The following is a 20,719-nucleotide window of genomic DNA, read 5'->3' as shown; positions in this document are numbered from 1 at the left end:
GACCCAGGAATGGAGTGATCTGTCATGAAGTGGAAGAAAGTTCTCGCCGGGGCCGCCATGGTGGGCGGCCTGACTGTAGGTGCCGCCGGGTTCGGCGCCGCGACGGCTGCCGCCGAGCCGGGCTGGACTCCGCCGCCGGTGCCGCCGGCCGGCCCCAGCACGGCAACGCCGCCGGCCTGGGCTCCGCCCAAACCGGTTGATCCGATCTGGGCCCAGGGCAACCCGCAGGTCTGGGACCAGGGTTGGCAGCACTGGGGTGTCTGGGTCAACGGAGTGTTCGTCCCGACCTACTGATCGGCGTCGACGACGGGGCCACCACGAACCTCCGGGTTCGCGGTGGCCCCTGTCGTTGTGTGGTGAATCATGTTGGGATGCACAAACTTCAGCCAGTTGTACGGGTGTTCCGGCGAGGTGGTGTTGCCCAGGGTGAACGTACGGTCGGTGCGGCGAGCCCGCCCGATCGTGGTCAGCCACGAGGCGACGGTGCTGATCCGGTTCTGCACGCCGGTGAGAAACGCGATGTGGATGAAGCCCCAGGCAAGCCACCCGAGCCGGCCGGACAGCTTGACCGGCCCGGCCTGCAGCAGGGCGTGCCCGTAGCTGATGTAGGCCGCTGACCCGAGATCCCGGTAGCGGTATGGGCGCCGGGGCGCGCCGGTGGCGTCGCGACGGATGCAGGACGCGACGTGCAGACCACCTTGCATGGCGTTCTCGGCGACACCGGGCAGATGATCGCGTCCCACCAGATCGCCGATCACGAACACTTCGGGATGCCCGGGCACCGTGAGGTCAGCCTCGACCGCGATGCGACCGGCCTTGTCGGTCTGGGCGCCCAAGGCGGCCGCGACCTTGCGGGCGAACGGAACTGCTTCCACCCCCGCAGTCCACAGCACGGTGTGAGTGCGGTGAACCTGTTCGGGTCCACCACTTTTCGGGGTGACGGTTATTCCGTCGCTGCGCACATCGGTGACGTGCACACCCAGATTCAGTTCGACGCCGAGCTGTTGGAGGATCCTGGTCGCCTTGTCGGTGAGCGCCGGCGCGAAGCTGCCCAGCACCCGCTCACCGCCGTCGAAGAGCATCACCCGGGCGTCTTGGGGCTCGATGCTGTGGAACTCGTTGGCCAGTGCCCGGGTGGCCATCTCCCGGATCTGGCCGGCCAACTCAACACCGGTGGGCCCACCGCCGGCGACGGCGAAGGTCAGCCAGGCGTCCCGGTCCGGTCCGGGCGGCAGGGTCTCGGCCATCTCGAAGGCGCCGAACAGCCGTCGCCGGATGCTCACGGCGTCGTCGAGGGTTTTCATGCCCGGCGCCCACTGGGCGAACTCTTCGTGCCCGAAGTACGCCTGCCGCATCCCGACTGCGAGGACCAGCACGTCGTAATCCAGCCCGAAGGTGGTGTCGTCAGGTCGGCGCACCGTGACCCGCCGCGCATCGACGTCGATGTCACACGCTTCCCCCATCAGCGTGGTGACATTGTGATGACCGGCCAACTCCTCACGCAGCGACCGGCTGATCTGACCGATGCTCAGGGTCCCCGTGGCGCACTGGTAGAGCAGCGGCTGGAAAACATGGGAGCCGGCCCGGTCCACCAGTGTCACGTCGACATCCACTCCGCCGAGACGACGCGCGCAGAACAGGCCGCCGAAGCCGCCGCCGAGGATCAACACCCGAGACCGTGTCATGACACAGGTCTACCCGACCTGGCTTCGGATCCCGTGCAGCAAACCGCTGTGTTCCCCCGCCAGGGAATGCTGGATTTGCTAGCGTCACCTCCACTACGTGCGTGACGCGGGGGGTAGGGGGCGGTTTTCGATGAACAGATCTGTGGTGATCCCGATCGCGGTGCTGGCCGGCGCGTTGGTTGCCGCCCCGCCGACTGCGACACCGGCGGCAAAGGCTGCGACGGCCTACACACTGGAGCCGCTGAACTACAACCTGGCCGAGACCACCCCCAGCCTGTTCGGGGGAGCGGTCTGCCTGGTGTACGAGTGCGAACGGGTCCCGACGTCGGCCTCGCTGGACCTGTCGCACCGGCGCGGTGTGTTCGGCGAGAACGGAGCCATTTCTCAGGGCGCCGCCCGCCTCGATGACCGATTGACCGCAGACGCCGACACCAAGCTCGTGTTCGGTTTCTCCCAGGGCGCCCAGGTGGCCGGCTTCTGGTTGCGCAACTACGCCCCGACCACCGCGGTTGACCCGGGCTCCACGTCGTTCCTGCTGGTCGGCGACCCGGAGAACACCTACGGCGTGCCGTGGGCGCCCAGGGTCCCCACCGATACCGGCTTCGAGGTCACCGAGGTGTGGAAGCAGTACGACGGCTGGGCCGACTGGCCGGACCGGTTCGATGTGCTGGCCGTCGCCAACGCGGTGTACGGCATGTTGTTCGTCCATCCCACTGTCTACGACGACCTCGATCTCGACGCTGAGCGAGCCGCGGGCAACGTGGTGACCTGGACCGCCGGCGGGATCACCTACGAGATGGTGGTCGACCAAGACCTGCCGATCCTGGATCCGCTGCGCAACCTCGGTCTCGGCTGGGTGGCAGATCTGGTGAACGACGACTGGCGTGAACACGTCGAGGCGCAGTACGACAGGCCGTCCACCCAGGAGGAGGCCGATGAGCTGTTCGAGGCGCCGGTTCCCGCGGGCACCGATGCCGAGACCGCGGCTGTCGAGGAGGACGAGTCCGACTCCGAGGAACGTCCGTCGCGCAGCTCAGGTTCGGTCAGGGCTGCGTCGCTGACGGACGACTCAGATGAGGATGAAGTCGACAAGGATGAGGTCAGCGAGACCGAGACCGAGACCGACGACACCACCGAGACCGACGAAGACGCGCCCACTGCGGACGAGGACACCGATGACGACACCGATGCCGGTGGCGGTGACGATCAGCCGGCATCCAACGAGGCCGACGACGCCGGCCAGGCGTAACGAGGCGGATGACCGGCGCGATAGCGGGTGTGATCGGGCTGACGATCTTCGGTGGAGGCGTTAGCCTAGGGGCGATGTCGGTCCTGCGATCCTTTACGGACGCCTCGCGGGCGCCATACGAGAGGAACTACGGGGATTCATGACTGAGCGGGAACACGACACACCGGTATCGGCCACGTTGGCCGCCAAGGTCGCACTCGCCGGCTTGCTGGCCGCCGCGGGCGCGCTCGGCGCCGCGGGCACTGCCGCTGCCGAGCCGGTACCCGCGCCGCCGCCTGCGCCCGGGCCGGCGATGCCGCCTCCGCCACCCGGACCTCCACCGGTGCCGCAGATGGCGAATCCGGCCTACGGCCAGGGCAACTCCGGCAGCCCGTTCGGCTACCTCGGCGACATCTGGCGCGCCGCCCGCAGCGGTGACCCGGTAGGTGCGCTGGCCGGTGGGCCCGCAGGTGCTCCGGCGCCGCCGCCCGCAGGGGCCGGCCCCGCTCCGGCGCTGCCGCCGGGCTTCGTGTCGATCAATGCACCGGAGTCCACCACGTCCGCGCCCGGGGAACGCAACTCCGCCGAGCCGCAGCTGGGCGGTCCTGCGCTGCCCGAGGGCTATCACCCGCTCAGCGGACCGCCGCCTCCCGGCTGGTACGACCAGCCCGCCGGTGACCCCGCCGCCCCGGTCTTCCCGGCTCCGCCGGCGGGGCCGGCCGCGCCGGCTCCGGTGTTCCCGGCACCCTGAGGGAGCCGGGTCAACCGACTTCGAGGGGGACGGCCATCTCCCGGCCACCACCCCTGGCCGCACCGATGCCCGCAGCCACCACCGCGGCGATACCGAGGATGCCCAGCACACCGGAGTCCTGTTCCAGCAGCAGCCATCCGACCACGAGCGCGAACGCGGGTTCGAGCGCCATCAGAGTTCCGAAGGTAGCGGTGGTCAGCGAGCGCAATGCCACCAGCTCCAGCACGTAGGGCACCACCGGCAGCAGGACCGCCATGCCGAGCCCGATCAGCAGCAGCTCGGGTGTCATGTTCTCGAACACCGTTGTGCTCACGAAAAGACTCGAGACCAGCCCAGCAACCGGCATCGAGATCGCCAGGCCGTTGACGCCGGCCACCTCGTCACCGACCCGCTGTGTCAGCAGAATGTAGGCCGCCCAACAGATTCCGGCTGCGATGGCCAGCAGCGCCCCCTTGGCGTCGATGCCGCCGCTGAATGGTTCACACAGCAGGATGACGCCCAGCGCGGCCAGCCCGGGCCAGACGTACCGGTGCCGTCCGCGGCCGTGCACGGCCGCTACCGCGAGCGGTCCCAGGAATTCCAGGGCGGTTGCCGTGCCGAGACTGAGGCGGTCCAGGGAGGCCATGAACAGCAGCGAGATCGCGGCGGTGACGCATCCGAGAACCACACACATGCCGAAGGTTCGCCAGGTGAATGCCGAGGGGCGGGGACGGACGACGACCAGGAGCAGCACCCCCGCCCACGCCATCCGCAGCCACGCGGTGCCGTCCGAGCCGATCCGGTCGATCAGCCCGATGGCGACAACCATGCCGAGCTGGACCGAGACCTGGGCGCCGATGGCCATGGCAACGCCGCTGCGGGCGTGCTCAGCAATCACTCGTGCATCTAAGCCACCTTCTGCACCCCTGTCCAGGGGCTATTGCAGCGCCACCGCCAGCTCGTGCAGATCAGCCACCGAGACATCGGCCGCCGGGTCCTGCCGGGACGCGGTGTGCGGCCCGAACTCCAGAGGGCGATCGATGAACGCGGTGCGCAGCCCGGCGGATCGGGCGCCCTGCAGATCGGACGGGTGGGCCGCGACGAGCATCAGATCTTCTGGTGCGACGTCGAGCAGCCGGGCTGCGGTCAAGTACGTCTGGGGCGCCGGCTTGTAGGCGTTGGCCAGTTCGGCCGACAGCACACAGTCGAAGCGCAGATCGCCGTGTCGGGCCAGGTCCACCAGCAGTGCGACGTGGCCGTTGGACAGCGGCGCCACCACTCGCTCGCGGCGCAGCTCCTCGAGCCCGCTGCGCGCATCCGGCCACGGGTCCAGCCGGTGCCAGGCATGCACCAACTGCTGACGCACTGCAAGCGGCACAGACACCCCGCGTTCGGCGAGCAGATCGTCCAGTGTCACCAGATGCAGCTCGTCGAAGGTGCCCCACGGCCGTTGGCCGTCGTTGACCGCGTCCAGGATCGGCCGGTACCGCGCCCGCCACGCGTCGGCGAGCTCACCCGGATCACCGGGGACGTCGGCCGCTCGGAATGCCTCGGCGACACCGCTGCGCCAGTCGACGAGCGTGCCGAAGACGTCGAAAACCAGGGCGCGCACCACGGGACCAACCTACGCGCCGGTCAGCTTCGCGCCGGCCGGGTGGGTTCGAGCAGTTGGTCAACCGGGGCATGGTCATCGCGCAGGACCACCGCATCGCCAACCCAACGGGCCAGGTCGTCGCCCGACGACACGGTCCACCCGGTGGATTCGGCATCCAGAGCCCGTCGCACCGCATCCAGATCCAGGTGTCGATCCGAGGCCACCACCACCATGTTCCCGCCGTCGATGGGCTCCACCGGATCGAGCCCCAGGTCGTTGGGTTCTCCCAGCACCACCACGTGCTCGAAGACGTCCCGCAAGGTGGCCACCTGGGCGCGGGCGAAGCCGAGGTTGCCGTAGTCGATCAGGTTCGCCACGTACACCCCGTCGGCGTCGAGTATCCGGTGGACCTCGCTCACAGCCTCCACCGTGGTGAGGTGCCAGGGCACCGCGACACCACCGAACGCGTCGCCGACGACGAGATCGCGGCTGTCGGACTCCAGCTCGCGCAGCCCCAGCCGGCCATCCTCGACCCGCACCTCGATCCCGGCATCCCGCGGCAGACCGAGCTCGTCGTAGTCGATCCGCACCACGCCACCGTCGATCTCGGAGACGACGCTGCGGGTGCCCGGCCGGGTGGCCGCCAGGTATCGCGGCACGGTGAGCCCCCCGCCACCGAGGTGATAGGCCGCCAGCGCTTGGCCGCGCGGGAAAGCCGCATCGACCACCGAAGCAATGGCGCGGACATAGGTGTAGCGCAAAAACGTCGGGTCATCGAGATCGACGTAGGAGTGCTGAATGCCGTCGAGCAGCAGAGTGCGGCCACTGCTGCGTTCAGGATCGGCGATCACGCGGGTGCAGTGGTATTTGGTCTCGGTGTCGCAGCCGCCGGGCCCGAAGTAGCCCGCAAGCCCGCCGGCCACCGTGAAGACGGTCAGCACTGCGGTGCGCCCGGCGTTCCAGCGCCGCATCCGCCACTCGACGAGCGCCCCGCCGAGGACCAGCAGGACGCCCAGACCGACCAGGATGGCGCTCACGGGCAACCAGGTGATCAGGACAAAGCCGGTCAGCACCGTACCGGCGATGGCGCCGACAGTGCTCAGCCCGGACAGGCGGCCCACCACGGTCCCGGTCTCGGTCAGACTGGTCAGACGCAGCTTGGTGACCATCGGGGTGATTGCGGCCAAGAGGGCACCGGGCACCAGGATCGTCAACGCGGCGATCAGCATCAGCAGCGGTTGGGCCCACTCGGCCGCCGTCCGCAAGAGTGCGGGCGTGAGCGCCACCACCGCACCCGACACTCCCAACGCTGCACCGATGAGCCGACGCGGATTCACCACGTCGGCGGCGCGGCCGCCGAACCAGGACCCGAGGGCAATCGCCGCCAACGCGATACCGATGACCAGGGTGCTGGTCTCGAGTGTGAGGCCGAGGTAGGGAGCCAGCAGGCGCAGGGCGGTGATCTCGACTACCAGCACCGCCGCCGACGACAACACGGCCAGCACCGCTGCAGCGCGGGACCCCAAACCGGGCGCCGGTGTCTCATCGGGGGAGTGCGTCGGTCCGGTCACCGACCCATCCTCCCAAAACAACATCACGTCGACGCGTCAGTCCGCGGGCAAGCCGCGCGATCGCTTGTCCCGGTACATCCGCTCGTCAGCCACCCGCACCAGGTCCGGCTCCGCGGCGGCGATGCCAACGCTGAAGCTCACGGGGGTGCCGGCCTCGGACCAGCGCTGCCGAAGCCCGACCAGGACACCCTCGGCAGCCGTTTGGTCCGCCCTGGGCAGCAACACCAAGAACTCGTCACCGCCGAGCCGGAAGGCCAGGTCCTCCCCTCGGATCGACTGGCGCAGCGCGTCGGCGAAGGCGACCAACAGCTTGTCGCCCTCCTCGTGGCCGCAGCGATCGTTGTAGCGCTTGAAGCCGTCGAGGTCGATCAGCAGCACCGCGGCATCCGCGGCGTGCTCGGACATCCGGGCGGCCAGGGTGCTGCGGTCGAGCAACTGGGTCAGCGCATCGGTCTGCGCTATCCGACGCAGGAGCGCACTTTGTTCCTCCAGCCGGGCGATCAACCACGCGGGCACCTCAGCCACCAGCACCCACATCAGCGCGGTCACCACGACGGTGGGCAGGCCGGGATCGTCGGCAGCTATCACAAATGCAGCAATTCCCAACGGCAGCAGCAGGATCGAGCGTCCACGTCCGCAGGCGAGCCCGATGAAAGCGAAGGTGATGGTGATGGTCCCAGGCAGATCGCGGGTGGCCGCCGGGTCCACCCAGCCCGCGAACAGCGTGGCCAGCAGTGCGATGGTGGGCCACGCGATCATCGGCCGGCGGCTCTCCTGCCACCGGCACGCCCTGCCCAGCAGCGCCGCGGCAACCGCGACGGCGGCGAACGTGCCCAACACGGCGAAGAGCCCGCCACGACCGCCGGCGGCATACCCGGCCACCGCGTACAGACCCAGCATCAGCAGCAGGGCGACCAGGCCGACTGCGTGCCAGCGCCACACCGTGGGTTCCGGGTCGGCCCACTGTTTCACCGGCCCAGACTAGATCGCGATGAGTTCCAGCAGCGGCCACCTGCCGACCAACGGGCTGGAAATCTACTTCGAGGTCTACGGCACGCTCGACGCCGCCGCCGCGCCGCTTTTGGCGATCCCGGGTGCGTTCATGTCCACCGACTCGACGCAGGCGTGGACGCGTGCGTTCGCGCCCGAACGCACCGTGATCGTGTTCGATCAGCAGGGCCACGGCCGCACTGCTGCGCGCGCGTGATGCGAAAAGTGCTGACGCACTGGAGTATTCACAAGGTGGTGAGATAGCCCTGCAGCTCGCCATCCGTCATGCCCCACTGGTGAACAAACTGGTGATGATGTCGGCAACCTTCCATCGCGACGGTTGGTACCCGGCGGTGTTCGGGGCCATGAAAACGCTTGTTCCCGAGAGCTTTTCCGGGACAACGGTCAAGACGATCTTCAAGGCCCACACCCCGGACCAAGATGCATTCGGGGCGTACACAACGAAGATGAAGACGCTCAACATCAACGATCAGGAGATCAGCGACGACGAGGTGCGCGCGATTCCGGCTCCGACGATGGTCATGGTCGGCGACGCGGACGGGGTCACCCTCGAACATGCCGTCACGATGTTCAGGTTGCGAGGCGGCGAGGCCGAGCATGGTACTGACGCCGATGGTCAGCGCGTTGCTCGATGACCTACCCTCGACGCAGCCGACACCGTTCTGACGAAGCAAATGATCGTAGCTTCGCGGCCATCAGGGAGCCGGAGTTTCGCGCAAACCGGTGGTCACTACGAAGGCCGACGAAGAGGCGTCATTGACCTTCTGTCGCAAACAAAATATTGACGTAGGTGCATATCGCCGCCAGGGCTTGACGGACACGCTGGCAAACTCAACAATCATGGCGGGCTCTCTCAGGAAAAACTAAGGGAGCGACCCGGCCGCAGCGCCGGGTGGTGTGCAACGAGGGAGTCTCCATGTACGTGACCGCCGGGCGACGCACGGGTCAGAAATACCTCACCACCGGACTTGCCGGTGCCGCGCTGGTGGGCCTGGGCGCACTGGCGCTGGCCGTTCCCGACATCCCGACGCCACAGCAGACCCCAGTGGCCCTGGTGGCCGCCGACTGCGACATCCTCGACCCCAACTGCGACACCGGAGTCGGCGATTCCGCCGCCGCGCTGGCCGGGCTTCCCGATGTCTTCAGCGCCCGCCCCCTGTTCGGGACCGGCGGACTCCTGATCGGCGACGGGGTGAACGCCTCCGCAGACTGCACCGGCGACGCCTGCAACGGAGGCAACGGTGGCCTCTTCTTCGGTAACGGCGGCAATGGCGCCAACGGTGGCAAGGGCGGAAATGCCGGCCTGTTCGGCAACGGCGGCACCGGCGGCACCGGAACCTTTGCGCAGGACAACCTTCCGGCCACTGCCGGCGGCGCAGGTGGTGCCGGCGGACTCTTCGGGGGCAACGGCGGGGCAGGCGGAGACGGCGTCGATGCGGTGTACGTCGATGCGGACCGCGAATCTGATGCCACCGCCGGAGGCGCCGGGGGCAAGGCGGGCTGGGGCTTCGGCAACGGCGGCGCAGGGGGTCGCGGGGGCGCGGACGACTCCTCGGAGGCCGGCGTCGACGAGGCTGCCGAGGGCGCAGCAGGCGGGTCCGGCGGATCGGGCGGACTAATCGGGGGTCGCGGCGGCACCGGCGGCCAGGGCGGCGCCGCCACGTCGGACGACGGTGACGCCAAGGGCGGCATCGGCGGCGTGGGCGGTGCCGGCGGCGGTCTGCTGGGTCAGGGCGGCAAGGGTGGCCAGGGTGGCGACGCGGACGCCGACGGCGGTGACGTCTCCGGCGGGGACGGCGGCCTGGGTGGCTCGGGCGGGCTCGGTGGTCGCGGCGGGGACGGCGGCGACGGCGGTGATGCCGACAGCGTCAGCGGTGGCAAGGAAGGCGGCGCCGGCGGTACGGGGGGCTCCGGCGGACTCGGGGCAGGCAACGGATCGAGCGGCTCACAGGGCAGCGTTTCCGACGATTCGGACTGACCCGTCACCCGCCGAGCGTCACACAGACCTTGCGCAGCAGCTGGGCCAAGGTGTCGCGCTCTGCAGGATCGAGGCCGGCGATCATCGCCTCGTCGTCGGCGAGCCGTCGCGGCATCTCGTCGTCGACGACGGCCCGGCCCGCGTCCGTCAGCACCAGTAGCACCACCCGGCCGTCGCGTTCGGATTTCTGCCGGGTCAGGAGATCGCGACGCAGCAGGCTGTCGGTGATCTTGGTGATGGACGCCCCGCTCAACATGGTGGTCGACACCACCTCGCTGGCGCGCAGTGGACGGGCGGCGCGGGCCAGGGCGCTGAGCACGGAGAATTCCGACCGGTTGATGCCGTGGCGCTCGAGGTGCAGATCGAGGCGCTGGTTACTGATCGAGGCGATGCGATGCACCCGGCCCAGGATCTCCACGGGTGCGGTGTCGAGATGGGGATACGCCTGCTGCCACTCGCTGCGAATGCCGTCCACGACATCCGTGGGTGGGGCACCTCTCGACGACTGGGACACGCCAGACATGGTATCCGGACGATAGTTCACTAGTAAAATAGTGTTAAAGTTCAGCGGTGATCGCGCTTCACCACGTCAGCCGTAGCTCCGCCGCACTGCAACACGCCCTCTCTCCGAGGTCCTGGCGTGGTGCGTTGCGAGCCGATTTTCGCGGCGCCTCCCTCGGCGCTCCGCTGCGCGTGGGGCTGGCGATGGCCGTGGTGTTCGTCGTCGGCGGCCTCGTGCATCTGCACCACCTGGCCGGCTTTGCGGCACTCGGGGCACTGGTGTCCGCGTTCTGCCGACCCGATCCGTATCCGGTCCGGCAAGGACGGCTCCTGATGCTGGCCGCGGGTATCACTGCGTCGGTGGGCGCCGGCGCAGTGCTGGGTGCCGCCGCGCTTCCCTTCGCCGTAGACGTCGTCGTCATCGCGTTGTTGGCCGGCGCTGCCGCCTATCTGATGTGGGCATTGCACATCGTCGGACCGGGCGCGGTGGTGTTCGTGTTCGCGGCGGTTGGCGCTCAGGGTGCAGCCGGGGACGCCGGCGATGTGGCCCGGTTGACGGGGATGACCGTCGGCGGTGCGGTCATCGGCGTGGCAGCGGCAATGGCACCCTGGTGGCTCTCTCGACGTCCAGCCGCGAATCCGACTGCGGCGCAGCGGGAATCACTGACCTCGACGTTGACCCGCGCACCGCACGCCGCACTGGCTGTCCGGGGTCTGCGTATCGCGTGCGCGGGCGCCTTGGGTGCCACTGTGGCCGCCGGTCTGGGGTTCGACCATCCGATGTGGGCCGCGATGGGCGCGGTGGCGACCATGCAGGGCGTCGGCTATCACATGACGGTGCAGCGCGGCGCCCAGCGGCTACTGGGCAACATCGGTGGCGCGGTGGTGGCAGCCGCGCTGCTCGCGCTACCGCTGGGGTACTGGGGTGCGGTCGCCGCGATCATCGTCTTCCAGATCGCCGCGGAGGTGTGCGCAGGAGTCAACTACGCGCTGACGTCTTTGGCCGTGACGCCGATGGCCTTGCTGCTCACCGGCCTGGGCACGGGATTGGCTCCTGCGGTGGCGGTGGACCGCATCGCCGACACCGCCATCGGGATCGTCGTGGGTATCGCCGTGGCGGCGGTGGCCATCACGTCCGCGGAGCACCGCAGCCTCACCGCAGGGTGACTCGACTCAGTCGGACTCAAGCAGCGTGAGCAGGATGCGACGCAGTTCCACCTGATCGCGAGCCTCCAGACGGGCCATCATCATCCCGAACTGGTGCGCCAGCGCGTCGAGTGCGTCGGCGAGCACCCGGCGGCCCTTGTCGGTGGTGGTGAGGCGGTGCCGGCGCAGATCGCTTTCGTCGATCTCGCGCCGCACCAGTCCGGCGGCCACAAGATTGCGCAGATACACCGTGACGCTGGCTTTCGGCAGCATCAATTTTTCGGCGATCGCCACCGGATAGTGGCAGGTGTCCACCTCGTCGAGGACGAAGAACTCCTTGGTCTCCAACCCCAGGTCGGCGAACTGCGGGGCGGCGGCGTTCATCACGCGGGTCAGGAGCCGTTGGTTCAACTTCCACAGCTGGGCGCCGTCCTCGTTCGACATCCCACCTCCTGGCCGATGGTACAGTTTTAAACTAGTTTAGTTTCGAACAACTTCGGGAGTTGTCCATGCTTCACCATCTCACCATCCCTCGCGGTCCGATCACCCTCGCGGCCGACCTGCACGTCCCGCCGGGCTTCGGGTCCGGGCAACCTCACCCCACCGTGGTGTTGTCGACGCCGGGCAGCAGCGTCAAAGAGCAGATCGGCGCGAACTACGCGTCGCGGCTGGCCGCCCGCGGCTTCGCCGCCATCACCTTCGACCCTGCCCACCAGGGTGAGAGTGGGGGAGAACCTCGAGATCTCGAGGATCCCTACCGCCGCAGTGAAGACATTTCCTACGTGATCGATGCCCTCAGCGGTATCGATGGTGTCGACCCCGGTCGGATCGGCGCCCTCGGTATCTGCGCCGGTGGCGGTTACGCCGTGTACACCACCCGCACCGACCACCGCATCAAAGCCCTCGGCACGGTGGTGGCCGGGAACATGGGAACGTCCTGGCGTAGCCCGGGTTTCTCGCCGCAGGGACCGGTTGCGGCCCTGGAGGCGCTCGCCGAGGCGCGTCAAGCGCAGCCGGAAGAACGGGTCAACTGGTTGCCGGACACCCTCGAGGACGCCGCCACCGCCGGACTCACCGATCTGGACACCACCCAGGCCGTCACGTATTACCGCACCCCGCGGGGCCGCAACGAGCGCTCCACCAACCGTCGGCTGCGCTGGAGTGACTCCCTGCTGCTCGGCTTCGACGCCTTCCATCTCGTCGACCAGCTCCTGACGCAGCCGTTGCAGGTGATCGTGGCCGGCCGGCGGGGAAACACCGGGCAGTACGAGGCCGGGATGGCGCTGTGGGAGAAGGCGGCGAACCCGGTGGATCTGCTGGTGGTCGACGGCGCCGGACACTACGAGATGTACGACGAGCCGCGGTACGTCGACCAGGCCGTGGACCGTCTGGCGGCGTTCTACTCGGAACACCTGTAGCCGGGCACGCTCACGCGGGATCGGCTACCGGATCCGCGGCCTCGTCTTCCTCATCATCACTGGCCTCGTCATCACTTGGCGGCGGCTTCTCGCCCGAACGCAAGCTGACCTGCTCGTCGTAGTAGCGCAGGATCACCGCGCCCGCAGCGGCAACGGGGACCGCCAGGAAGGCGCCGATGACGCCGAACGTGGACGCCCCCAGGGTCACCGCGAGCAGCACGATCACCGCGTGCAACTTCATCGACTTGGCCTGCAGCCACGGTTGCAGCACGTTGCCCTCGAGTTGTTGCACCGCGATGATGATGCCCAGAACGATCAGGGCGTTCACCAGGCCGTTGGACACCAGGGCGATCAGCACCGCGAACGCGCCGGCGACGAAGGCGCCGACGATGGGGATGAAGCCGCCGATGAAGGTGAGGATCGCCAGGGCGTAGGCCAGCGGCACCCCGAGGATCAGCAGGCCGATCCCGATCAACACCGCGTCAACCAGACTCACCAGCGCCTGGGTGCGGATGAACCCACCGAGCGTGGCCCACACCCGGCTGAGGACCTCGCCGACGTGCGGGGCCGCAGGGGAGCCCACCGTGCGCTTGAGCCACGGCAGGAACCGGGGGCCGTCCTTGAGAAAGAAGAAGGTCACCACCACGGCGGTGAACACGGTCACCAGCGCCGAGGTGGCGGCGCCCACGCCGGTGAACACGCCCGACGCGATCTGGGCGCTGCTCGAATTCAGACGGTCAGTGATGGCCGAGACAGCCGAATTGAGTTGTGCCTCACTGATGTTCAGTGGCGGGCCGGCCAGCCAGTCCTGCACCTGGACTATACCCGCCGAGGCCTGTTGCGCCAGTTCGGTGGACTGTTCCACGATGGCAGGGGCGATCGCGGCGACGATGCCCGCAATCACCCCCACCGCCACCAAGAGGACCGCCAGCACAGCGGCAGCCGGGGGCACGCCCTTGTTGCGCAACCAGCGCACCGGCGGCCACAGCACCGTGCACACGATCAGCGCCAACACCACCGGCAGCAGGATCACCCAGGTCTGCCCGACCACCCAGGCCAGCACCCACAGAGCGGCGGCCACCGCGATGAACTGCAGCGCCACCACCGCCGTCGATCGGAGATGGCCCCCGTACACCGCTCCGCGGCCGGGCGCCGCCTTTGTCGCGTCTGTCACCTCTCCTCTCTACCCGCAACGGCGTCAATTGCCCCGGTTCTCGAGGATGACCTTGCCGACAGTGCCCTTGGACTCCAGCAGCGCGTGTGCGCGTGCTGCTTCCGCCATCGGGATCACGGTGTCCACCACCACCCGGATCGCGCCGCTGCTGAACAGCGGCAGCACGTCGCGGGTGACACCGGCGATGATCGCGGCCTTCTGGTCGACGGGCCGGGCGCGCAACATCGTGGCGCTCACACTGGCCCGTTTGGACATCAGCAAGCCCAGGTCCAGCGGGGCGGGGGCGGTGGATCCGCCGATGACCACAAGATGACCGTCCGGTGCCAGGGTCGCAACGTTGCGTTCCAGGTAGTCGGCGCCCACCACGTCCAGGATGGCGTCGACACCGCGGCCACCGGTCGCAGCCAGCGTCTCGGCGACGAAGTCGTGAGTGCGGTAGTTGATCGCAGTGTCGGCACCGAGTTGCAGCCCTGCCTGCACCTTGGCGTCGCTGCCCGCGGTGGTGATGACCGTCGCCCCGATCGCGGCGGCCCACTGGATGGCGAAGGTTCCGATGCCGCCGCCGGCGCCGTGGATGAGCACGGTGTGCCCAGCGGTGAGTCCGGCCACCATCGCGAGGTTGGAGTACACCGTGGCCGCCACTTCGGGGACGGCCGCGGCTTCGAGCAGGCTGAGTCCGCTGGGGATCGGCATCACCTGGGTTCCCGGCACCGCAACTTCGTCGGCGTACCCGCCGCCGTCGAGTAGCGCGCAGACCTCGTCCCCGGGCGCCCAGCCCGTCACCTCGGCGCCCACGGCGGTGATTACGCCCGCGCATTCCAGGCCCAGCGGCCGTGGCGCCCAGGCCGGCACCGGATAGCGCCCCCGTCGCTGCATCAGGTCGGCATTGTTCACCCCTGCGGCAGCGATGCGGATCACCACGTCCTGCGGCGCCGGCCGCACCGGATCGACCGGCGTCCAGCGCAGTACCTCGGGTGGGCCGGGCTGGTCGAAGAGGATGGCCGACGTCACTGTTGCCGCGCCCACTCGGCGATGGAGCGCGCGTAGTTCGGCGTCTCGACGCGGCAGTGCCGACCGGAAGCGTCCTGCCGCGCCGCCGCCGCCTCGTCAAACGTCTGGCCCTGTGCCGCAACAAATGTGAGAAAGTCTTCGGTGGGGTGCGAGGTGACCGTGTTGGTGTAGCGGCAGCTGTCGCCGTCGAGTTGCTCCATATGCAGCTCCCAGATCACCTGGGTGGTGGTCCACCCCGCGGGGGTCAGGACGTCGGACAGCGAGACCATCTTGCAATAGTGCGCTTGCGCCACCTCGAAGCGATACTGCTGGATCACCAGTCCGGTGCCGATCATCTCGATGTTGATCGACATCGGCGTGCCGTCATCGTCGACGGTGTAGCCGGCGGCCTTGTGATCTCCCGGTGCACAGCGCTGGTACTCGTGGGTGGGCAGGGTCTTGAGCCACTGGGCGATGTCGACGCGAGCAAAAGGAGCCTCGACGTCGGCGGTCACCACTGCGTGGGAGAGAACAAGATCGTCTCGGACTGCGGTACTCATGAGCGGACTCCTGTCGATCTGGGATGACCGGTCCAGCTTCTCCGCCGGTGGCGAGTGACAACAATGCCGCTGGCGTGCAGGTGCTTGGTAGTGCTGGCACCCATGACGGTCGTCGGTCACGTTTACACGGGGGGCCAGGGCGGGCACTGTGAAGGCATGAGCGATACAAGCAAGGTGACAGTGCAGCGGTCCATCCCGGCGCCCGTGGACGCGGTCTTCGATGTCCTTTCCAACCCCAACCGGCACCAGGCCCTCGACGGCTCGGGGTTCGTACGCAGCGTGGACCATGCCGACCGCATCCAGAAGGTCGGCGACGTGTTCACGATGAACATGGAGGGCGCGCACATGGGTGGTGAGTACAAGACGGACAACCACGTGACCGGTTATGCGAAGGACAAGCTGTTGGCGTGGCAGACCGCGCCCGCCGGCACCGAACCGCCCGGCTGGGAATGGTTGTGGGAGCTGGAATCCCAGGGTCCGGGTGAGACCCTGGTCCGCCACACCTACGACTGGTCGAAGGTGACCGACAAGAAATTGCTCGAGAAGGTGAAGTTTCCGTTGGTCACCGAAGACCAGCTGTCCGACACGCTGGCGAAGCTGGCCACGGAGGTCGCGGGCTGACCGCAGCGGTTGTCACGCCGGGGGGTGCACGACACCCAGGGGAAGCGTCACCTGCCCGGCGACCAGCTGCCTGGCTAGGTTCGATCTGGGGTTGCAAAGAGCGACTCTGCCGATCGAAGGGAAGCCATGCCGTATTCAGAGACAGAGCAACGTAACCGGGCAGCCGTCGAAGAAGCCCTGAACAAAGCGGCGGACGATTTCACGATTTTCTTCACCGAACTCTTCACCGACGACACCGAATGGACCATTGCCGGCCACGGCCCGGTCGCGGGGGTCTACCACGGGCTCCGGGAATTGCACGACAAGGCCGAGGCTGCGTTGTTCGATCGCCTGGCCGGGCCGCTGGCCGTCACCTCGCGGGGAATCTGGGCGGACGGAGACGACGTGATCGCCAGAATCGACAGCACCGGGATGGCGAAGGATGGGCAACCGTACGCCAACAGCTATCTGTACATCCTGACCATGGAGAACCACAAGGTGGTCGCCGGCATCGAGTGGCTCGATCTGTTCGCGTACTACGAGATCGTGGACCGGGTGAGCATCTGACACCCAACTGTTCTCAGCCGCTACGCTTGTCGCGTATGACGGCATCTTCGGGGCGCAGGGGCACCGATCTCGGCGCCTACCTGCGTTCGCGACGTCACGCCCTCGAACCCGAGCAGGTGGGTCTGCCGCGCGGCCGCCGCCAGGTGCAGGGGCTGCGACGCGAGGAGGTCGCCACCCTGGCCGCGATCAGCAGCGACTACTACACGCGGCTGGAGCAGGGCCGCGAGTCACATCCGTCCGCGCAATTATTGGAGGCGTTGGCGCGGGTGCTGCACCTCAATACCGACGAGCGCCTCCATCTGTTTCGGCTGGCCGGCGCGGACCCGACTGCGCGCGTCGGCCCGGGCGCAACGGCTGTCGCGGAACCCACGCGGGCGTTGCTGCAGCGCTGGTCCTCGACGCCGGCGTTCGTCTACAACGACGCACAGGACATTCTGGCCGCCAATGGCCTGGGTCATGCTCTGCATCAGGGGTTCTCGGCGTCGGACAACTTCGCGCGGATGATTTTCCTCGACCCGGAAGGTAAGCGATTCTTCGTCGACTGGGACCAGATTGCGCTGGCGACGGCAGCGTCGCTGCGGCAGGCATGGGGGAAGAGGTACTCCAGAGCGGCCGTGCAGTCCGTGGTCGATGAATTGCTCAGTGCCAGCCACTCATTCGAGGCCATGTGGAACAGCCACCACGTCGTGGACAAAGGCCACCACACCAAGGCGCTGCAACACCCTGCTGTCGGCACAGTGATCCTCGACTACCACACGTTCGACATTCCGGCCGCCCGTGAGCAGCACCTGTTGGTTTGTGACGCGACGCCGGGGTCGACTTCGGAATCGGCGTTGCGGCAGCTGGCCGAGACGATCGAGCTTGCCCCTACACTCGGTTTGTGAACCGCGCGGACCGGTTGTACGCCATCGTCGAGGAGCTGCGTGCGGTGTCGCCACGCCCCCGCACGGCGGCCTGGCTGGCTGACCGCTTCGAGATCACCACCCGCACCATCGAGCGCGACCTGGCGGCCCTGCGCGAATCGGGGGTTGCGATTCGCGGGGGAGTGGGGCGCTCAGGAGGCTACTTCCTGGACCGCGATCGCACCCTGCCGCCGGTGACCCTCACCGCCACCGAAGCGCTGGCCATCAGCCTCGCCATGCGCTCGATCACCAGCTCACCATTCGCAGCGTCGGCGCGCATCGCCGCGCAGAAAGTCTTGGCCGTCCTGCCGGCCGACGTGCGCGCCCGCGAGGAATCCTTGGCCACCCGCGTCCACACCGTCGGCCGGCCACCGCCGCACGCCGATGCCGCGATCAACGACACCGTGTCGGCAGCCATCGCCGCGGAACGGGTGCTGCAGCTGGATTACGTGGGCGGCGACGGTGCCCGCACCAGCCGTGCTGTCGAGCCGCTCGGCCTGTTACAGCTCCCTGGGGGATGGTGTCTGGTGGCCTGGTGCCGGTTGCGATCCGGGGTCCGGGGCTTTCGGCTCGACCGCATCACGGCAGCACGGCTGACCGATGAGCACGCGCCGGCCCGCGACATCGAGTACAGCGAGGAGCTCGACCGCATCGGCGCCTCGCCCTTGGACCGCTGAAAATGTGATCTGAAACACCGACACAACGGTGTCGCCATCGGTGGGCACAGTGGTGGGCATGAGCACACAAGACATCATCGACCTCACCGAGGCCTGGGCCCGCATGTGGAACGAGGACTCCTCACTGGCACACCAATTGATGACCGACGACTGTGTGCAGTGGTGGGGCAGCGGCCCTGACCTGGACTCGGTCGTCGGTCCGGTTCAACAGGAATCCTTTGTCACGGCAGCGCGGGAAAAGACCGGGAACGTGTTCGTGCCACGGCTGTACGTCATCGACGGCCATACCTACGCCTACCTGTGGGACGTGACGTCCCGGGAAGGCACGGTGATGAGCGGAATCGATGTGAATGTGCTGCAGGGCAATCGCATTCGGGAGAACTGGACGTTCGTGGGCCCGCACCGCGACGCGCCGGATCCGGCGCCCGGCGATGCGCTCGACCGCGACACGATGGCGAAGCTGGCGCATACCTGGGCCGAAGAGCTGGGATACACCGTGCACCGGCAACTGGTCGTCGATGAGAGAAGCGGTCGAATCGCGCTGCTGCGCACCATGTCCGACGGGGTGGCCGGAGTGGACCTGTTGACGGTGCGCGACGGCGAGGTCGAGCCCATCTGGTCGGTCACCGCGGCACGCGGGTTCCGCTGCTGAGCCGTCAGCCGTTGTCGCGCCAGCCGAGCACCTGCTTGAGTGCCGTGAGATCGTAGCCGTCACGGGCGGTGAGTTCGGTCTGGAAGAGCGTGACGCCGACGTCGCGGAACGCGTCGGCGCTCTCGGGGTTCTGCCACAGCGTCGAACGCTCGATGTCGGCGCCGCTGCGCCCGAACGTCGCGGCCAGCTCGTCCACCCGGTCGCTGGACCGGCGGAACGCGTCGAGCTCCTGGTAGGCGTGCCAGATGTCGGCGTGCCGCGCCACTGCCGGAAGGGACCGCTTCGGGCCCGTTCCGCCGATGAGGATCGGCATCGTGCGCACCGGCGGCGGATTGAGTACTGCCAGTCGCTTCTCGATGCGGATCAGACTCTCGTCGAAGAGGTCGAAGCGTGATCCGAAGGTACCGAACTCGTATCCGTAGGTGGTGTAGTCCTTTTCGTACCACCCGGCGCCGAGGCCGAGGATCACCCGGCCGCCACTGATGTGGTCGACGGTGCGGGCCATGTCGGCGAGCAGGTCCGGGTTGCGGTACCCGACACCGGTGACGAGCAGTCCGATTTCGGCGTGCGAGGTGATCTCGCCCCACGACGCAAGCGCGGTCCAGCCCTCGAAGTTGGCGACGTCGGCCTGTACCTCGGACATCACGGGTTTGCCGTCGACCATGGCGTCCATCGCCGGGAGATGGAAGTGGTCGTACCCGAAGATCACGTCCACGCCCAGGTCGTCGGCGGCCAGCACGGCGTCACGCCAGGTGCGGTAGTCGGGGGTGCCTCCAGGGACGATCTGCACAGCGACACGGACGGGACGGGGCATATTGGCTCCTGGGTCGGGGACGGTCGACTCTTCAGCCAAGTTGCCCCGGTGCGGGTTTATTCCGCGCACACCCATCCGCGGCGGAATTGGCTCCGAATACTCGGTGAACGCTGCACGGCGACCGAGGAAGGCCATGACACCGACCGAACACGCCCCGCTTGCCACCGCTCCTTCGACCCGGCCCTGGCGCTGGATCGCGATGGTCCTGGCGTTGACGCAGCTCGCTGCGCCGGTGGTGGCGAACGCCCTCGCGGGCAATTTCCTGCGGGACGGCGCCACCAACGAGGCCCTGATCACGCCGGCCGGTTACGCATTCAGTCTGTGGGGTCTGATCACACTGCTGTGCGCCGTGACGATGATCGCCGTGCTGCGCTTCGGTCTGGGCTCGTGGTGGGAGACCGCGGTGCTGGTCGACGCCAGCGTGGTGTTCGTCGGATTCAGCCTCTGGCTGGTGGTGGCAGCGCAGGACTGGTTGTGGGTCAGCGTCGTGATATTCGCTGTGATGGCATCCGGTCTGGTGCACATCATGCGGCTGCTGGTCCGACGCCGGCACGATCTGAACTGCCCCTCCTGGTTGGCGACGCTGGCCACCGTCACGTTCGGGCTCTATCTCGGGTGGAGCAGCATCGCGGTGTTCGCCAACGTGGCTGCGGCGCTGATCTCCACCGGAGCGTCGGCGACCACCCTGTGGTGGCAGCTGGCGGTGCTGATCGTGGCGACCGTGGTCGCGGTCGGGGTGACGAACATGCTGAACGGCACACCCGGATACGTCGCCGGTGTGCTCTGGGCCCTGGTTGCCATCACGGTTGGCGCATCACAGCGGGGCAGCGCGCCACTGTCGGCGACCGCGGTCGCGGCGATCGTCGCCATCATCGGCGCCGCCGTGCTGGCCTTGCGGCGCCGCCGTGTCGTGAGGTGAGG

Annotated in this window: 25 protein-coding genes; 14 read left to right on the top strand and 11 right to left on the bottom strand. The window is 68.1% G+C overall.

Annotated elements, in window-relative coordinates; all coding sequences use genetic code 11:
* Positions 1-24: 24 nt before the first annotated feature.
* Complete coding sequence (locus G6N58_RS23350; protein ID WP_115277102.1) at positions 25-294, top strand: hypothetical protein; 270 nt, start codon at positions 25-27, stop codon at positions 292-294.
* On the opposite strand, the gene G6N58_RS23345 is transcribed toward G6N58_RS23350, so the two are convergent.
* On the bottom strand, positions 288-1,685 hold the full coding sequence (locus tag G6N58_RS23345; protein WP_115277103.1) for an NAD(P)/FAD-dependent oxidoreductase: 1,398 nt from the start codon (positions 1,683-1,685) through the stop codon (positions 288-290). The two genes, G6N58_RS23350 and G6N58_RS23345, sit on opposite strands and share 7 nt — an antisense overlap.
* Before the next feature lie 130 nt (positions 1,686-1,815).
* On the opposite strand from G6N58_RS23345, the gene G6N58_RS23340 reads away from it, so the two are divergent.
* Positions 1,816-2,934 carry a PE-PPE domain-containing protein gene (locus G6N58_RS23340; RefSeq protein ID WP_115277104.1) on the top strand — a complete coding sequence of 373 codons (1,119 nt, stop codon included), beginning with the start codon at positions 1,816-1,818 and terminating at the stop codon, positions 2,932-2,934.
* Positions 2,935-3,073: 139 nt separating this feature from the next.
* Entirely contained in the window at positions 3,074-3,664 is a 591-nt protein-coding gene (locus tag G6N58_RS23335; protein ID WP_115277105.1) for a hypothetical protein, read from the top strand.
* 10 nt (positions 3,665-3,674) lie between these two features.
* Here the strand turns inward: G6N58_RS23335 and G6N58_RS23330 are convergent, their stop codons facing one another.
* From G6N58_RS23330 to G6N58_RS23315, 4 genes are read right to left on the bottom strand one after another with little or no spacing between them, the layout of a single operon-like run.
* Positions 3,675-4,541, bottom strand: coding sequence for an EamA family transporter (locus G6N58_RS23330; protein WP_172544945.1), 867 nt, complete (start codon positions 4,539-4,541; stop codon positions 3,675-3,677).
* Positions 4,542-4,580: 39 nt separating this feature from the next.
* Positions 4,581-5,258: a haloacid dehalogenase type II gene (locus G6N58_RS23325; protein ID WP_115277107.1), complete on the bottom strand. Its 678-nt coding sequence runs from the start codon at positions 5,256-5,258 to the stop codon at positions 4,581-4,583.
* 20 nt (positions 5,259-5,278) lie between these two features.
* A complete protein-coding gene (locus G6N58_RS23320; RefSeq protein ID WP_115281319.1) occupies positions 5,279-6,808 on the bottom strand; it encodes a fused MFS/spermidine synthase in 1,530 nt (509 codons plus the stop codon).
* 36 nt (positions 6,809-6,844) lie between these two features.
* Positions 6,845-7,780: a GGDEF domain-containing protein gene (locus G6N58_RS23315; RefSeq protein ID WP_232067966.1), complete on the bottom strand. Its 936-nt coding sequence runs from the start codon at positions 7,778-7,780 to the stop codon at positions 6,845-6,847.
* 19 nt (positions 7,781-7,799) lie between these two features.
* Here G6N58_RS23315 and G6N58_RS30920 point away from each other — a divergent pair, with 19 nt between their 5' ends.
* From G6N58_RS30920 to G6N58_RS31095, 3 genes are all read left to right on the top strand, one after another.
* On the top strand, positions 7,800-8,015 hold the full coding sequence (locus G6N58_RS30920; protein ID WP_232067965.1) for an alpha/beta fold hydrolase: 216 nt from the start codon (positions 7,800-7,802) through the stop codon (positions 8,013-8,015).
* A 79-nt stretch (positions 8,016-8,094) separates the two neighbouring features.
* The gene (locus G6N58_RS30915) at positions 8,095-8,454 is read left to right on the top strand and encodes a hypothetical protein (protein WP_232067964.1); all 360 of its coding nucleotides are present in this window, start codon (positions 8,095-8,097) and stop codon (positions 8,452-8,454) included.
* Between the two features lie 281 nt (positions 8,455-8,735).
* Entirely contained in the window at positions 8,736-9,797 is a 1,062-nt protein-coding gene (locus G6N58_RS31095; protein ID WP_163908354.1) for a hypothetical protein, read from the top strand.
* A 4-nt stretch (positions 9,798-9,801) separates the two neighbouring features.
* On the opposite strand, the gene G6N58_RS23300 is transcribed toward G6N58_RS31095, so the two are convergent.
* Positions 9,802-10,320, bottom strand: coding sequence for a MarR family winged helix-turn-helix transcriptional regulator (locus G6N58_RS23300; RefSeq protein WP_115277108.1), 519 nt, complete (start codon positions 10,318-10,320; stop codon positions 9,802-9,804).
* A 47-nt stretch (positions 10,321-10,367) separates the two neighbouring features.
* On the opposite strand from G6N58_RS23300, the gene G6N58_RS23295 reads away from it, so the two are divergent.
* The gene (locus G6N58_RS23295) at positions 10,368-11,465 is read left to right on the top strand and encodes an FUSC family protein (RefSeq protein WP_172544946.1); all 1,098 of its coding nucleotides are present in this window, start codon (positions 10,368-10,370) and stop codon (positions 11,463-11,465) included.
* Positions 11,466-11,471: 6 nt separating this feature from the next.
* Here G6N58_RS23295 and G6N58_RS23290 read toward each other — a convergent pair whose 3' ends face one another.
* Complete coding sequence (locus G6N58_RS23290; RefSeq protein ID WP_115277109.1) at positions 11,472-11,888, bottom strand: MarR family winged helix-turn-helix transcriptional regulator; 417 nt, start codon at positions 11,886-11,888, stop codon at positions 11,472-11,474.
* Positions 11,889-11,953: 65 nt separating this feature from the next.
* On the opposite strand from G6N58_RS23290, the gene G6N58_RS23285 reads away from it, so the two are divergent.
* Positions 11,954-12,862: an alpha/beta hydrolase gene (locus G6N58_RS23285; RefSeq protein ID WP_115277110.1), complete on the top strand. Its 909-nt coding sequence runs from the start codon at positions 11,954-11,956 to the stop codon at positions 12,860-12,862.
* Between the two features lie 10 nt (positions 12,863-12,872).
* Here the strand turns inward: G6N58_RS23285 and G6N58_RS23280 are convergent, their stop codons facing one another.
* From G6N58_RS23280 to G6N58_RS23270, 3 genes are read right to left on the bottom strand one after another with little or no spacing between them, the layout of a single operon-like run.
* A complete protein-coding gene (locus G6N58_RS23280) occupies positions 12,873-14,036 on the bottom strand; it encodes an AI-2E family transporter (RefSeq protein ID WP_115277111.1) in 1,164 nt (387 codons plus the stop codon).
* Positions 14,037-14,060: 24 nt separating this feature from the next.
* Positions 14,061-15,062 carry an NAD(P)H-quinone oxidoreductase gene (locus G6N58_RS23275; protein WP_232067963.1) on the bottom strand — a complete coding sequence of 334 codons (1,002 nt, stop codon included), beginning with the start codon at positions 15,060-15,062 and terminating at the stop codon, positions 14,061-14,063.
* Entirely contained in the window at positions 15,044-15,586 is a 543-nt protein-coding gene (locus tag G6N58_RS23270; RefSeq protein WP_115277112.1) for a hypothetical protein, read from the bottom strand. The genes G6N58_RS23275 and G6N58_RS23270 overlap by 19 nt, the downstream gene beginning before the upstream one ends.
* Before the next feature lie 156 nt (positions 15,587-15,742).
* On the opposite strand from G6N58_RS23270, the gene G6N58_RS23265 reads away from it, so the two are divergent.
* From G6N58_RS23265 to G6N58_RS23245, 5 genes are all read left to right on the top strand, one after another.
* Positions 15,743-16,207 (top strand): SRPBCC family protein, encoded by a 465-nt coding sequence (locus tag G6N58_RS23265; RefSeq protein ID WP_115281323.1) that lies wholly within the window; start codon positions 15,743-15,745, stop codon positions 16,205-16,207.
* A 126-nt stretch (positions 16,208-16,333) separates the two neighbouring features.
* Positions 16,334-16,753 (top strand): nuclear transport factor 2 family protein, encoded by a 420-nt coding sequence (locus G6N58_RS23260; protein WP_115277113.1) that lies wholly within the window; start codon positions 16,334-16,336, stop codon positions 16,751-16,753.
* Positions 16,754-16,788: 35 nt separating this feature from the next.
* Positions 16,789-17,637 carry a helix-turn-helix domain-containing protein gene (locus G6N58_RS23255; RefSeq protein ID WP_115277114.1) on the top strand — a complete coding sequence of 283 codons (849 nt, stop codon included), beginning with the start codon at positions 16,789-16,791 and terminating at the stop codon, positions 17,635-17,637.
* Positions 17,634-18,332: a helix-turn-helix transcriptional regulator gene (locus tag G6N58_RS23250; RefSeq protein ID WP_115277115.1), complete on the top strand. Its 699-nt coding sequence runs from the start codon at positions 17,634-17,636 to the stop codon at positions 18,330-18,332. Before G6N58_RS23255 ends, G6N58_RS23250 begins: the two co-directional genes overlap by 4 nt.
* Positions 18,333-18,390: 58 nt before the next feature.
* Positions 18,391-18,984 (top strand): nuclear transport factor 2 family protein, encoded by a 594-nt coding sequence (locus G6N58_RS23245; RefSeq protein WP_147289277.1) that lies wholly within the window; start codon positions 18,391-18,393, stop codon positions 18,982-18,984.
* Positions 18,985-18,988: 4 nt separating this feature from the next.
* On the opposite strand, the gene G6N58_RS23240 is transcribed toward G6N58_RS23245, so the two are convergent.
* Positions 18,989-19,798 (bottom strand): LLM class F420-dependent oxidoreductase, encoded by an 810-nt coding sequence (locus G6N58_RS23240; protein WP_115277117.1) that lies wholly within the window; start codon positions 19,796-19,798, stop codon positions 18,989-18,991.
* Between the two features lie 133 nt (positions 19,799-19,931).
* Between G6N58_RS23240 and G6N58_RS23235 the strand changes: the two genes are divergently transcribed.
* The gene (locus tag G6N58_RS23235; protein ID WP_115277118.1) at positions 19,932-20,717 is read left to right on the top strand and encodes a TspO-related membrane protein; all 786 of its coding nucleotides are present in this window, start codon (positions 19,932-19,934) and stop codon (positions 20,715-20,717) included.
* The last annotated feature ends 2 nt before the right edge of the window (positions 20,718-20,719 follow it).

The sequence above is a fragment of the Mycolicibacterium tokaiense genome, assembly GCF_010725885.1.
Lineage (GTDB): Bacteria > Actinomycetota > Actinomycetes > Mycobacteriales > Mycobacteriaceae > Mycobacterium > Mycobacterium tokaiense.
Note: the sequence above shows the minus strand (reverse complement) of the source record. Positions and strands in the feature narration are given on the sequence as shown.

Excerpts from the sequence above, each read along its gene's own strand:
- G6N58_RS23285 (WP_115277110.1), top strand. The coding sequence starts at position 11,954 with ATGCTTCACCATCTCACCATCCCTCGCGGTCCGATCACCCTCGCGGCC.
- G6N58_RS31095 (WP_163908354.1), top strand. The coding sequence starts at position 8,736 with ATGTACGTGACCGCCGGGCGACGCACGGGTCAGAAATACCTCACCACC.
- G6N58_RS23340 (WP_115277104.1), top strand. The coding sequence starts at position 1,816 with ATGAACAGATCTGTGGTGATCCCGATCGCGGTGCTGGCCGGCGCGTTG.
- G6N58_RS23345 (WP_115277103.1), bottom strand. The coding sequence starts at position 1,685 with ATGACACGGTCTCGGGTGTTGATCCTCGGCGGCGGCTTCGGCGGCCTG.
- G6N58_RS30920 (WP_232067965.1), top strand. The coding sequence starts at position 7,800 with ATGAGTTCCAGCAGCGGCCACCTGCCGACCAACGGGCTGGAAATCTAC.
- G6N58_RS23300 (WP_115277108.1), bottom strand. The coding sequence starts at position 10,320 with ATGTCTGGCGTGTCCCAGTCGTCGAGAGGTGCCCCACCCACGGATGTC.
- G6N58_RS23265 (WP_115281323.1), top strand. The coding sequence starts at position 15,743 with ATGAGCGATACAAGCAAGGTGACAGTGCAGCGGTCCATCCCGGCGCCC.
- G6N58_RS23260 (WP_115277113.1), top strand. The coding sequence starts at position 16,334 with ATGCCGTATTCAGAGACAGAGCAACGTAACCGGGCAGCCGTCGAAGAA.
- G6N58_RS23290 (WP_115277109.1), bottom strand. The coding sequence starts at position 11,888 with ATGTCGAACGAGGACGGCGCCCAGCTGTGGAAGTTGAACCAACGGCTC.
- G6N58_RS23255 (WP_115277114.1), top strand. The coding sequence starts at position 16,789 with ATGACGGCATCTTCGGGGCGCAGGGGCACCGATCTCGGCGCCTACCTG.
- G6N58_RS23245 (WP_147289277.1), top strand. The coding sequence starts at position 18,391 with ATGAGCACACAAGACATCATCGACCTCACCGAGGCCTGGGCCCGCATG.
- G6N58_RS23335 (WP_115277105.1), top strand. The coding sequence starts at position 3,074 with ATGACTGAGCGGGAACACGACACACCGGTATCGGCCACGTTGGCCGCC.
- G6N58_RS23235 (WP_115277118.1), top strand. The coding sequence starts at position 19,932 with ATGACACCGACCGAACACGCCCCGCTTGCCACCGCTCCTTCGACCCGG.
- G6N58_RS23240 (WP_115277117.1), bottom strand. The coding sequence starts at position 19,798 with ATGCCCCGTCCCGTCCGTGTCGCTGTGCAGATCGTCCCTGGAGGCACC.
- G6N58_RS23270 (WP_115277112.1), bottom strand. The coding sequence starts at position 15,586 with ATGAGTACCGCAGTCCGAGACGATCTTGTTCTCTCCCACGCAGTGGTG.
- G6N58_RS23350 (WP_115277102.1), top strand. The coding sequence starts at position 25 with ATGAAGTGGAAGAAAGTTCTCGCCGGGGCCGCCATGGTGGGCGGCCTG.